At 55.8% G+C, this 12,698-nt stretch carries 14 protein-coding genes; 10 read left to right on the top strand and 4 right to left on the bottom strand.

Annotated elements, in window-relative coordinates; all coding sequences use genetic code 11:
* Positions 1-143 precede the first annotated feature (143 nt).
* From iscR to sseB, 10 genes are all read left to right on the top strand, one after another.
* Positions 144-635 carry a Fe-S cluster assembly transcriptional regulator IscR gene (gene iscR, locus RW65_RS06580; RefSeq protein ID WP_039055900.1) on the top strand — a complete coding sequence of 164 codons (492 nt, stop codon included), beginning with the start codon at positions 144-146 and terminating at the stop codon, positions 633-635.
* A gap of 120 nt (positions 636-755) precedes the next feature.
* Positions 756-1,970: a cysteine desulfurase gene (iscS, locus tag RW65_RS06575; protein WP_039055899.1), complete on the top strand. Its 1,215-nt coding sequence runs from the start codon at positions 756-758 to the stop codon at positions 1,968-1,970.
* A gap of 26 nt (positions 1,971-1,996) precedes the next feature.
* The gene (gene iscU, locus RW65_RS06570) at positions 1,997-2,380 is read left to right on the top strand and encodes a Fe-S cluster assembly scaffold IscU (protein ID WP_017459010.1); all 384 of its coding nucleotides are present in this window, start codon (positions 1,997-1,999) and stop codon (positions 2,378-2,380) included.
* Positions 2,381-2,397: 17 nt separating this feature from the next.
* On the top strand, positions 2,398-2,721 hold the full coding sequence (gene iscA, locus RW65_RS06565) for an iron-sulfur cluster assembly protein IscA (RefSeq protein WP_039055898.1): 324 nt from the start codon (positions 2,398-2,400) through the stop codon (positions 2,719-2,721).
* 73 nt (positions 2,722-2,794) lie between these two features.
* Positions 2,795-3,310: a co-chaperone HscB gene (hscB, locus tag RW65_RS06560; protein ID WP_039055897.1), complete on the top strand. Its 516-nt coding sequence runs from the start codon at positions 2,795-2,797 to the stop codon at positions 3,308-3,310.
* Positions 3,311-3,327: 17 nt separating this feature from the next.
* The gene (gene hscA / locus RW65_RS06555; RefSeq protein ID WP_039055896.1) at positions 3,328-5,178 is read left to right on the top strand and encodes a Fe-S protein assembly chaperone HscA; all 1,851 of its coding nucleotides are present in this window, start codon (positions 3,328-3,330) and stop codon (positions 5,176-5,178) included.
* A 1-nt stretch (position 5,179) separates the two neighbouring features.
* Entirely contained in the window at positions 5,180-5,515 is a 336-nt protein-coding gene (gene fdx, locus RW65_RS06550) for an ISC system 2Fe-2S type ferredoxin (protein ID WP_039055895.1), read from the top strand.
* A gap of 1 nt (position 5,516) precedes the next feature.
* The gene (gene iscX / locus RW65_RS06545; protein ID WP_039055894.1) at positions 5,517-5,717 is read left to right on the top strand and encodes a Fe-S cluster assembly protein IscX; all 201 of its coding nucleotides are present in this window, start codon (positions 5,517-5,519) and stop codon (positions 5,715-5,717) included.
* Positions 5,718-5,817: 100 nt separating this feature from the next.
* Positions 5,818-7,104: an aminopeptidase PepB gene (pepB, locus tag RW65_RS06540; RefSeq protein WP_039055893.1), complete on the top strand. Its 1,287-nt coding sequence runs from the start codon at positions 5,818-5,820 to the stop codon at positions 7,102-7,104.
* A gap of 44 nt (positions 7,105-7,148) precedes the next feature.
* A complete protein-coding gene (sseB, locus tag RW65_RS06535; RefSeq protein WP_039055892.1) occupies positions 7,149-7,925 on the top strand; it encodes an enhanced serine sensitivity protein SseB in 777 nt (258 codons plus the stop codon).
* Between the two features lie 30 nt (positions 7,926-7,955).
* Here sseB and RW65_RS06530 read toward each other — a convergent pair whose 3' ends face one another.
* The 4 genes from RW65_RS06530 to RW65_RS06515 form a co-directional block, all read right to left on the bottom strand.
* A complete protein-coding gene (locus tag RW65_RS06530) occupies positions 7,956-8,726 on the bottom strand; it encodes a MurR/RpiR family transcriptional regulator (protein ID WP_039055891.1) in 771 nt (256 codons plus the stop codon).
* Complete coding sequence (sseA, locus tag RW65_RS06525) at positions 8,727-9,569, bottom strand: 3-mercaptopyruvate sulfurtransferase (protein ID WP_039055890.1); 843 nt, start codon at positions 9,567-9,569, stop codon at positions 8,727-8,729.
* Between the two features lie 96 nt (positions 9,570-9,665).
* Positions 9,666-11,027 carry a 6-phospho-alpha-glucosidase gene (locus RW65_RS06520; protein WP_039055889.1) on the bottom strand — a complete coding sequence of 454 codons (1,362 nt, stop codon included), beginning with the start codon at positions 11,025-11,027 and terminating at the stop codon, positions 9,666-9,668.
* Between the two features lie 12 nt (positions 11,028-11,039).
* Complete coding sequence (locus RW65_RS06515; RefSeq protein WP_039055888.1) at positions 11,040-12,584, bottom strand: PTS transporter subunit EIIC; 1,545 nt, start codon at positions 12,582-12,584, stop codon at positions 11,040-11,042.
* Between the last annotated feature and the right edge of the window lie 114 nt (positions 12,585-12,698).

Genomic DNA, 12,698 nt, shown 5'->3' with positions numbered 1-12,698 from the left:
GCATTAAATGACAAATACCTGACTAAAACAGTCAACTAAATAGTTGACCAATTTAGTCGGGAATGTCAGACTTGCGTCTGCTATGCAACATTAACATATAAATAATACACCCCGGGCAGGGGCGAGTTTGAGGCTTGTAAGACATGAGACTGACATCTAAAGGGCGTTACGCTGTGACCGCAATGCTGGACGTTGCACTCAACTCTGAGTCGGGCCCGGTGCCGTTGGCTGATATTTCCGAGCGTCAGGGGATCTCCCTCTCTTATCTGGAGCAGCTTTTCTCCCGTCTGCGTAAAAATGGCCTGGTGGCCAGCGTGCGTGGTCCGGGCGGCGGTTACCTGCTGGGTAAAGACGCAAACACCATTGCCGTTGGCGAAGTGATTAGCGCCGTTGACGAATCCGTAGACGCGACCCGCTGTCAGGGTAAAAGCGGCTGCCAGGGCGGCGATAAGTGCCTGACCCATGCGCTGTGGCGCGATCTGAGCGACCGTCTGACGGGCTTTTTGAACAACATTACGCTGGGCGAACTGGTGAACAACCAGGAAATTCTTGATGTGTCCGATCGTCAGCACAGTAACGAATCCCATCGCAGTACCCGCGCTCAAGACGCGATCGACGTAAAGCTGCGCGCATAATAACAAAACAGTATTCAGAATCGGGCCAGAGCATACAACAGGTGCTCTGTTAACACGGTCGTACATCCAGCCGGTTGCCCGATTCCTTGCATTAGAGCGATGTACGGAGTTTAAAGAGCAATGAAATTACCGATTTATCTCGATTACTCCGCAACCACGCCGGTGGATCCGCGTGTTGCCGAGAAAATGATGCAGTTTCTGACCCTGGACGGGACCTTTGGTAACCCGGCTTCCCGTTCCCACCGTTTTGGCTGGCAGGCTGAAGAGGCGGTAGATATCGCCCGCAACCAAATTGCTGAACTGGTTGGTGCGGATCCGCGCGAAATCGTCTTCACGTCCGGTGCAACCGAATCCGATAACCTGGCGATCAAAGGTGCTGCCAACTTTTATCAGAAAAAAGGCAAGCACATCATCACCAGCAAAACCGAACACAAAGCCGTGCTCGATACCTGCCGTCAGCTGGAGCGCGAAGGGTTTGAAGTGACCTATCTCGCCCCGCAGAGCAACGGTATTATCTCTCTGCAAGAGCTGGAAGCGGCGATGCGTGACGACACCATCATCGTCTCCATTATGCACGTGAACAACGAAATCGGCGTGGTGCAGGATATCGCGGCCATCGGCGAAATGTGCCGTGCGCGCGGCATTATCTATCACGTTGATGCTACCCAGAGCGTGGGCAAACTGCCTATCGATCTGAGCCAGCTGAAAGTGGATCTGATGTCCTTCTCCGCCCATAAAATTTATGGCCCGAAAGGTATTGGTGCCCTCTACGTACAGCGTAAACCGCGCGTACGTATCGAAGCGCAGATGCATGGCGGCGGTCACGAGCGCGGCATGCGTTCCGGTACGCTGCCTGTTCACCAGATCGTTGGTATGGGTGAAGCCTACCGCATTGCCAAAGAAGAGATGGCAAGCGAAATGGAACGTCTGCGCGGTCTGCGTAGCCGTCTGTGGAATGGCATCAACGATATCGAAGAAGTTTACCTGAATGGCGATCTTGAACACGGCGCGCCAAACATCCTTAACGTTAGCTTTAACTACGTTGAAGGCGAGTCGCTGATCATGGCGCTTAAAGATCTGGCCGTCTCCTCCGGTTCTGCCTGTACCTCGGCAAGCCTGGAGCCGTCCTACGTGCTGCGTGCACTGGGTATGAATGATGAGCTGGCGCACAGCTCCATCCGTTTCTCCTTAGGTCGTTTTACCACCGAAGAAGAAATTGACTACACCATCGCTCTGGTACGTAAATCCATCGGCCGTCTGCGTGAACTCTCTCCGCTGTGGGAAATGTTCAAACAGGGCGTGGATCTGACCACCATCGAATGGGCTCATCATTAATCGTTGCGCAAGCAGGAGAATAGAAAATGGCATATAGCGAAAAAGTAATCGATCACTACGAAAACCCGCGCAACGTTGGCTCCTTTGACAACGACGATACCGTGGGCAGCGGCATGGTTGGCGCACCGGCGTGCGGCGACGTGATGAAACTGCAGATCAAAGTTAACGATAAAGGCATTATCGAAGACGCGCGTTTCAAAACCTACGGTTGTGGCTCTGCGATCGCCTCCAGCTCACTGGTCACCGAGTGGGTAAAAGGTAAATCACTGGACGAAGCGCAGGCGATCAAAAACACCGATATTGCCGAAGAGCTGGAACTGCCGCCGGTGAAAATTCACTGCTCTATCCTGGCGGAAGATGCGATTAAAGCCGCGATTGCGGATTACAAAAGTAAACAAGAAGCGAAATAAGGCAGGAGGTTGTTGTCATGTCCATTAGCCTGAGCGACAGTGCTGCCGCACGCGTTAATACCTTTCTGGCCAACCGCGGTAAAGGGTTTGGCCTGCGCCTGGGGGTAAGAACCTCCGGCTGTTCGGGTATGGCCTACGTGCTCGAATTTGTCGACGCGCCGAATGACGAAGATACGGTGTTTGAAGACAAAGGCGTAAAGGTAGTGGTTGACGGCAAAAGCCTGCAATTCCTTGACGGCACTCAGCTGGACTTCGTCAAAGAAGGCCTGAACGAAGGGTTTAAGTTTACCAACCCGAACGTAAAAGACGAGTGCGGTTGCGGCGAAAGCTTCAACGTTTAATCGCCTTTTCCCGATGACCCCACCGCAGCGTCCTGCGCGTGGGGTTTGTTTCGATTGCCTACCCGGAATTGTTATGGATTACTTCACCCTTTTTGGGTTGCCGGCCCACTATTCCCTCGATGTTCAGGCGCTGGCGACACGTTTCCAGGATCTGCAACGTCAGTTCCACCCCGATCGCTTCGCAAGCCGCCCGCAGGCGGAACAACTGGCCGCTGTCCAGCAATCCGCTACCATTAATCAGGCATGGCAAACCCTGCGCAATCCGCTCACCCGTGCGGAATATCTGCTGTCGCTGCACGGCTTCGATTTAGCCTCTGAGCAGCATACGGTGCGCGATACCGCCTTTTTGATGGAGCAACTTGAGCTGCGTGAAGAGCTGGACGACATCGAGAAGGCTGAAGACGCAACCCGGCTGGCAGCCTTTCAGCAGCGTGTAAAAGGGATGTACGACGCGCGCCATCTGCAAATGGTTGAACAATTAGAGCGCCAGACGTGGGACGCGGCGGCGGATACCGTGCGTAAACTACGTTTTCTCGATAAACTGCGCAGCACAACAGAACAACTCGAAGAAAAACTGCTCGGTTTTTAAATTTTTGGAAGCTCCTTATGGCCTTATTACAAATCAGTGAGCCCGGTCTGAGCGCCGCACCACACCAGCGTCGTCTGGCGGTGGGCATCGATCTTGGCACCACCAATTCATTAGTTGCCACCGTACGTAGCGGGCAGGCTGAAACCCTGGCCGACAGCGACGGTCGCCACCTGCTGCCGTCGGTGGTTCACTACCAGGCCGACGGTCATAGCGTAGGTTATGACGCCCGTGCTAACGCCGCGCTGGACTCCGTCAACACTATCAGCTCCGTTAAACGCCTGATGGGCCGCAGCCTGGCGGATATTCAGGCGCGCTACCCGCATCTGCCGTGGCAGTTCCAGCCGAGCGAAAATGGTCTGCCGATGATCGTCACTGCCGGTGGCCTGGTAAACCCAATCCGCGTGTCGGCGGATATTCTCAAAAACCTGGCCGCGCGCGCGCAAGCAACCCTTTCCGGTGAGCTCGACGGCGTGGTGATCACCGTTCCGGCCTACTTTGATGATGCGCAGCGCCAGGGCACTAAAGACGCGGCGCGTCTTGCGGGCCTGCATGTGCTGCGTCTGCTGAATGAACCGACCGCCGCGGCTATCGCTTACGGTCTGGATTCCGGCAAAGAGGGCGTAATTGCCGTTTACGATCTCGGCGGGGGCACCTTTGATATTTCCATTCTGCGCCTTAGCCGTGGCGTGTTCGAAGTGCTGGCAACGGGCGGTGACTCAGCCCTTGGCGGCGACGACTTCGATCATCTGCTGGCGGATCACATTGCCGCTCAGGCGGGAATGTCCGATCGCAGCGATCCGCGCCAGCAGCGCGAACTGCTCGATGCGGCGATTGCCGCCAAGATTGCCCTCAGCGATGCCGACAGCGTAAACGTTGACGTAGCGGGCTGGCAGGGCACTATCACCCGTGCCCAGTTTGAAGAGCTGATCGCCACGCTGGTGAAACGCACCTTACTCTCTTGTCGTCGCGCGCTGAAAGATGCTGGCGTTGAAGCCCAGGACGTGCTGGAAGTGGTGATGGTTGGCGGTTCAACCCGCGTTCCGCTGGTGCGCGAGCGCGTCGGCGAGTTCTTTGGCCGCACGCCGCTGACCTCCATTGACCCGGATAAAGTGGTGGCGATTGGCGCGGCAATCCAGGCGGATATCCTGGTCGGCAACAAGCCGGACAGCGAAATGCTGCTGTTGGATGTCATTCCGCTGTCGCTGGGGCTGGAAACCATGGGCGGTCTGGTGGAGAAAGTGATCCCACGCAATACCACTATTCCGGTGGCGCGCGCTCAGGAGTTCACCACCTTTAAAGATGGCCAAACCGCAATGTCCATTCACGTTATGCAGGGCGAACGTGAACTGGTGACGGATTGCCGTTCACTGGCGCGCTTTGCGCTGCGCGGTATCCCGGCGATGCCGGCGGGCGGGGCGCATATTCGCGTTACCTTCCAGGTGGATGCCGACGGCTTGCTGAGCGTCACCGCGATGGAAAAATCCACCGGCGTGGAAGCCTCTATTCAGGTGAAACCCTCGTATGGCCTGACGGATGGCGAGATCGCCAACATGATTAAAGACTCCATGAGTTTCGCCGAGCAGGACGTGAAAGCGCGCATGCTGGCGGAGCAGAAAGTGGAAGCCGCGCGCGTGCTGGAAAGCCTTGCCAGCGCGCTTGCCGCTGACGCCGCGCTGTTAAGCGCCGCAGAGCGTGCGGATATCGACGAAGCGGCTGCGCAATTGCGTGCGGTTGCTGAAGGCGATGATACCGACGCGATAGAACAAGCCATTAAAAATGTAGATAAACAAACCCAGGAATTTGCCGCGCGCCGTATGGACCATTCTGTTCGTACCGCGCTGAAAGGCCATTCCGTCGACGAGGTTTAATATGCCTAAAATTGTTTTTCTGCCTCATCAGGATCTCTGTCCGGATGGCGCAGTTCTGGAAGCGAAGAGCGGTGAAACGATCCTTGATGTTGCCCTGCGTGGCGGCATTGAGATTGAACATGCCTGCGAAAAATCCTGTGCCTGCACCACCTGCCACTGCGTCGTGCGTGAAGGTTTTGACTCGTTGCCGGAGAGCACCGAAGACGAAGATGACATGCTGGATAAAGCATGGGGACTGGAGCCGGAGAGCCGTTTAGGCTGCCAGGCGCGCGTCACCGACGAAGATCTGGTGGTCGAAATTCCGCGTTACACCATCAACCATGCGCGGGAGCACTAATATGGGATTGAAATGGACCGATAGCCGTGAAATCGGCGAAGCGCTGTATGACAGCCGTCCGGATGTGGATCCCAAAACGGTGCGTTTCACCGATCTACACCAGTGGATATGCGAGCTGGAAGAGTTTGACGACTCACCGGACGCATCGAATGAGAAAATTCTCGAAGCGATTCTGCTAGTCTGGTTAGACGAAGCATCGTAATCATCTAACGGGCTGCCTTCGGGTGGCCCGTTTTCATGAGTACATTCAGGCCGCAGCAGCCGATGACGCCGCTCGGCGCCTGCTAAAAGGGATAAAAATAATGACAGAAGCTATGAAGATTACCTTAACCACACAACCTGCTGATGCGCGCTGGGGTGAAAAAGCCGCATGGAGCATCAATAACGACGGTATCGCGCTGCATTTGAGCGAGAAAGACGAGTTAGGTCTTATTCAGCGCGCGGCACGTAAGATCGACGGGATGGGCATTAAACATGTTGCCCTCAGCGGCGAAGGCTGGAACGCAGAGCGCAGCTGGGCCTTCTGGGCCGGGTTTAAAGGGCCGAAAGGCACGCGTAAAGTCGAGTGGGCGCAGCTTAACGAGAGCGAGCAAAAAGAGCTGGATAATCGCCTGAAGGTAATCGACTGGGTGCGCGATACCATTAACGCATCGGCGGAAGAGCTGGGACCGGAACAGCTGGCGCAGCGCGCGGTGGATCTGCTGCACAGCGTCGGCGGCGAACATGTCTCTTACCGCATTACCAAAGGGGAAGATCTGCGCGAGCAGAACTACCTCGGCATTCATACGGTTGGTCGCGGTTCTGAACGCCCGCCGGTACTGCTGGCGCTGGACTACAACCCGACCGGTAACCCGGAAGCGCCGGTGTACGCAGCGCTTGTTGGCAAAGGCATTACCTTCGATTCCGGCGGTTATAGCATTAAGCCAACTTCATCGATGGATTCCATGAAGTCCGATATGGGTGGCGCGGCGCTGGTGACCGGCGCGCTGGCGTTTGCTATCAACCGTGGTCTTGATAAGCGCATCAAACTCTACCTCTGCTGCGCCGATAACATGGTCAGCGGTAACGCCTTTAAGCTGGGCGATATCATTCGCTACCGCAACGGTAAAACGGTGGAAGTGATGAACACCGACGCGGAAGGGCGTCTGGTGCTGGCCGATGGCCTGATCGACGCTTCGGCGCAGAAACCGCAGATGATTATCGATGCGGCAACCCTGACGGGGGCGGCAAAAACGGCCCTCGGCAACGATTATCATGCGCTGTTCAGTTTTGATGATGCGCTGGCCGGTCGCCTGCTCAGCAGTGCGGCAGCGGAAAACGAGCCATTCTGGCGTCTGCCGCTGGCGGAATTCCATCGCAGCCAACTGCCGTCTAACTTTGCCGAACTGAATAACACCGCCAGCGGTTCATTCCCGGCGGGCGCCAGCACGGCGGCCGGTTTCCTGTCGCACTTTGTTGAAAACTACCAGCAGGGCTGGCTGCACATCGACTGCTCTGCAACCTACCGCAAAGCGGCGGTTGATCAATGGGCGGCGGGCGCAACGGGCCTGGGCGTGCGTACCCTGGCGAATCTGTTAACCGCGAAGTAACCTTTTTCCTCTCCCGTAAGGGAGAGGAACTTTCTGGAACCACTATGTCAGAAACTAAAAACGAATTAGAAACCCTGCTGGAACAGGCGGCGACCGAGCCGGCTTACCGTCCGGCATTTTTCCGCACCCTGCTGCAATCCACCGTCTGGGTACCGGGTACGGCGGCGGAAGGTGAAGCCGTTGTCGAAGACAGCGCCCTCGATTTACAGCATTGGGAAAAAGATGACGGCAGCTCCGTAATCCCCTTCTTCACCTCGCTGGAAGCACTCCAGCACGCAGTTCAAGAGCAACAAGCGTTTGTGGTGATGCCCGCGCGCACGCTGTTTGAAATGACGACGGGCGAAACGCTGTTCCTCAACGCTAAACTGCCGACGGGAAAAGAGTTCACCCCGCGTGAGATAAGCCATCTTATCGGCGCTGAAGAGAGCCCGTTAAGCCAGCAGCAAGTGCTGGAAGGCGGCATGGCGCTGCTGCTCTCGGAAGTGGCGGAACCGCCCGCGCAGATGGTCGATTCGCTAACAACACTGTTTAAAAACATGAAAACCGTTAAGCGTGCTTTTCTCTGCTCAATTAAAGAGCAAGCCGATGACCAGGCCAATCTATTGATTGGTATCGAGGCGGAAGGCGATGTTGAAGAGATCATTCAGGCGGCGGGAAGCGTGGCGACCGATACGTTGCCTGGCGATGAGCCGATAGATATTTGCCAGGTGGCGGAAGGGGAAAAAGGCATTAGCCATTTTATGCTGGCGCATATTACCCCGTTCTACGAACGCCGCTGGGGTAGTTTCCTGCGCGATTTTAAAAACAACCGCATTATTTAATCCGCGCGCGGTACGCAACGTACCGCCCGCTTACTGTGTCGCCTCCAGCAGCAACAGATCCATCAGCAGCACCAGATTGGATTCAAACGAGGTGATCCCGGCCGCCTCGGCGGCAAAATGCACCGCTTCGTCATACAGCGCGAAATGGATATCTGCCATCTCCGCCAGCGGATTGACCGAAGCGCGGGTGAAAGCGACCACCGTCATACCAACGGTATGCGCAATGCGCGCTTTATCCAGTACCTGCTCCGTTTCACCGCTGCGCGAGACGGCAATAAACACCTGGTAGCGCGCCGCGTTACTGAGAAAAATATTTCTACTGTCGCCCGGCCCGGAAATAAACGCCGTTTTGCCCAGCACCTGCAGCTTCTTGGTCAGGTACTCGGCGAAGAGATAGGAAAACCCCGCCCCGTAGAGAAAAAAGCTCTCTTTCTCACGCAGAAGCGCGGTAAAGTGCCGCCTTTTTTCTGCACTGACCCACTGAAAGGTGCGCTGGTAGTTTTCCATAAACTGTGCGAAAGCGGCAGGGAGTTCGGCCGTTTCGCTTTGCGGCGCGCTAATCTGCGGGATATCCGCCAGCCGCTGCTTGCAGTGCCAGATAAATTCACTAAAGCCGCTAAAACCGAGCTTCTGACACAACCGAATAATGGTGGCGGTGGAAACGAACGTCGCCTGCGCCAGCGCGCGGACGGTAATTTTCCCCACCAGCAACGGGTGCTCCGTCAGATGTGCAAGCACACGGTATTCCGCGCGGGTTAACGACTCCCCGCGCGTCAACAGAGGTGCCAGTCGGTTGTCCATTTATGCCGTTTCGACGGGTAAATCGTCGCGCGCGCCCCATTCGCTCCACGAGCCGTCGTACAGGGTCACGTTATCTGCGCCAAGGGAGGCCAGGGCGAGGATCACCACCGATGCCGTGACGCCCGAACCGCAGCTGGCAATAATTGGCTTATGCAGATCCACCCCCTGACGACGGAAAATGGCCGCCAGCTGATCTGTGGTTTTCAGCTCACCGTCCACGACTAAATCTACCCACGGTACATTCAGCGCGCCGGGAATATGCCCGCGTTTCAGGCCGGGGCGCGGCTCATCCACTTCGCCATTAAAACGTGGAGCAGGGCGGGCATCGACAATTTGCGCGCTGCCTTCGTGGCTTGCCAACAGCACGTCGGTGACTTTTTTAACTACCGACGGGTCGAAATTGGCGTTGAAATCAGACTCCGGCAGCGGGACATCACCTTTTTGCAGCGGCAAGGCATCGCGCTGCCAGCCCGCCAGCCCGCCCGCCAGAATCGAGACCTTTTCCACGCCATGATTGCGCAGCATCCACCAGGCGCGTGGAGCGGAGAAGAGATTGCCTTCGTCGTACACCACCAGATGTTTGTCCTGGCTGATACCGAGTTCACGCATCGCCACGGCGAACGCTTCCGGGCGGGTCAGCATATGGGGCAACGGTGTGGTGTGATCGGAAAGGGCTTCAATATCAAAATAGACCGCACCGGGAAGATGCCCGGCGCGGTATTCTGCTCTCATATCGCGATGTTCCTGACCAACCGGCGCCATCCGGGCGTCAATCAACTGAATTTCAGGATCATCGCTGTGCTCTATTAGCCAGTCGGCGGCGACAAAAAACGAGGTGGACATGGGTCTCTCCGTGTCATCAACAGTAACCTGAATTGTTAACGTTTTTTCATGACCCGACAAGCCGCCATTACCAGGTTGCGAGCAAGCTCGTTATTTTTATCTCGGCTGACCACTTTCCCATGCTTTTTGCAGTGCTGGCCAGTAGTCACGGTTGGCCTCGATCATCTCATCGAGAATCGCTTTCGCGTGCTGCATGGTCGGTACGGTGCGATTAAGCGTAAATGCCTGCAGCGCCTTCTCATAACTGCCTTCAATGGTGGCTTCCACCAGAAGCTGCTCGGAAGCCAGCTGTTGCATCAACAGGGTCTGGTGGAACAGCGGCACCGCGCCCATGCGCACCGGTTCAGGCCCTTCGCAGGTAATATAAGCCGGTACTTCTACCATCGCGTCGTACGGTAGGTTGGCGATGGCGCCTCGGTTTTCCACAATCACCAGGTGACGCTGGCGCAGATCGAAGGCCAGCGAGCAGGCAACATCCACAATAAACGCACCATGAACGCCTACGTGGAAGGCATCGGGCAGAATACCGGTGCGCTGATATTCTGCGGCGGCGGCGAACAGTTTCTTCTCGCGCCCGTCCATCACTTCATTGGCGCGGGTGTAATCGGGATTTTGATGCGCCACGATGTCGTTTGGCATCAGGTAATATTGCAAATAGGGGTTCGGCAAAAACTCCGGGAAGTGATCCATAATTGGCTTAATATTGCGCCAGGTTTTCACCCATGACGGATCTGCGTGCTGCGGATCCGTTTGCGCAGCGTCTTCCGTCAGCAAGCCAAAACGGGCAACGTGTTCGCGCAGTTCCGCCATGCGATCTTCGCCATCGACACGCACTTTCGTAAACCAGCCAAAATGGTTCAAACCAAAGTAATCAACGTCCAGTTTGTGACGATCCACGCCGAGGATCGCGCCGATATTGCGCATCGCCGCCACCGGCATATCACAGATATTCAGCACGCGCGCGTTCGGACGCAGGCGGCGCACACCTTCAGCAACTATCGCCGCCGGGTTCGAATAGTTAACGATCCACGCTTTCTTATCGGCGTAACGCTCCACCAGATCGATAAGTTCTACCATCGGCAGAATGGTACGCAGCCCGTAAGCCAGCCCGCCGGGTCCGCAGGTCTCCTGGCCGACAACGCCGTGGCGCAGCGGGATCTTTTCATCCTGCTCGCGCATCTTGTACTGGCCGACGCGCATCTGTGCAAAAACAAAGTGCGCGCCGCGAAAGGCGGTTTCCGCATCGCTGGTGACAGTAAATTTGATGCTCTGGCTGTGATCGCGAATGACTTTCTCCACCACCGGCGCAATGGTGCTTTGGCGCGCTTCATCAATGTCATAGAGACGAATCTCCGCCAGCGGAAAATCGTCCAGCCGAACCATCAAGCTTTTGACGATGCCCGGCGTATAGGTGCTGCCACCGCCGGCGATGGATAAAATAAACGGGGATTTAACCATTTCTGGACTCCTTCAGAGAAACATCTCAACGGCTTCTCGCATTTTTTTGACATGCAGCCCGTAGACCACCTGAACGTTATTGCCTTGTTTGATAACGCCTTTCGCACCCGTCGCTTTCAGCTGCGGCTCGTTAATCACCGCCACGTCTTTCACCGTGACGCGCAAACGGGTGTAACAGTTATCAACCACTTCAATATTGGCGCGCCCGCCTAATCCTTCGATAATCGCTTCACCCACTGCGTCGTTGTTACCTTTAGCCTGATAATCCTGCTTGCTGTACAGGCGCGTCTCTTCGCTCTCCTCTTCACGCCCCGGCGTTTTCATATCGAAACGCGTAATCAGGAAGCGGAAGATAACGAAGTAGAGGACGAACATGATCAGCCCGACCAGGATGTACATTGGCCAGTTGGATTTCGTCGTACCGAGCGGCAGGTTGTAGAGAATGAAATCGATAATGCCGTTGGCGCCGATAGCATGAACGCCAAACAGTGAAAACAGCATCATGCCAATGCCCGTCAAGACGGCGTGCACGACGAACAGCAGCGGCGCGACAAAGAGAAAAGAGAACTCAATCGGTTCGGTCACGCCCACCAGTAAAGAGGTCAGCGCCGCAGGGATCAAAATGGCTTTTGCGGCGGCTTTACGCTCCGGTTTCGCTGTCACATACATCGCCAGCGCGGCGGCGGGCAGGCCGAACATTTTACTGATCCCGCGCGCGTCCCATACCACGGTGCTGCTTAGCTGGGTCACGCCAGGGCAGGCCATTTCGGCAAAATAGATATTGCGTGCGCCCTGATAAGTGCTCCCGCAAACCTCCGCCGTACCGCCCAGCTCGGTGTAGAGGAACGGGGTGTAAACCAGATGATGCAGCCCTGTCGGCACCAGAATGCGCTCCAGGAAACCGTATATCGCCACGCCAAACGACCCCGCGCCTTTAATCGCCAGCGCCAGCGTACTAATACCGTGCTGGGCAAACGGCCACAGCTCGCTCATCACCACGCCCAGTACCATTGAAACCGGCAGCATAATAATGGCGACAAAGCAGTGCCCTGAGTAAATAGCCATCGCGCCGGAAAACTGCACGCCGGAATATTTGTCGTATAGATAGCCCGACAGCGCACCGGTAAGGATGCCGGCAAAAACACCCATCTCCAGCACCTGTACGCCTAATACCATCCCTTGACCCGCCGCTTTCATCTCTGCAACGGGCGCGAGTGCACCCTGCATCTGCAGGGTAACGTTCATGGCGTTAATAAAAACAATAAAGGTCACCAGGCCAATCAGCGCGGCAAAGCCTTTATCACGGGAGGCGAGCCCAACGGGAATACCGACGGCAAACACCAGCGCCAGGTTCGCCAATACCGAGACGGCAGATTTCGCAATCAGTTGCCCGGTATGTTGAATAAAGGGATGGCCGAGAAAGGGTAAATATTCGGCAAGGTTGCCGTTACCAAAGATATTACCAAAGGCAATAAATAGACCGACGATCGGTAAAATAAGCACCGGACCAAAAAGGGACTTACCAAAATTTTGTAGGGCATTCACGGCTCTGGACATAATGTTCTCTCTTATTAGAACCGCGCACAAAGGTGCACAGACCGCTTAACGTTAGCAGTCGTCAGCGAGAGTCATCCAGCTATCTTATTGTTTTAAAAACAAATGACGCTTAAC

The sequence above is a fragment of the Enterobacter sp. Bisph1 genome (assembly GCF_000814905.1).
Classification (GTDB): Bacteria; Pseudomonadota; Gammaproteobacteria; order Enterobacterales; family Enterobacteriaceae; genus Kosakonia.
The sequence above is the reverse complement of the archived record's forward strand: the minus strand, read 5'-3'. Positions and strand labels throughout refer to the sequence as shown.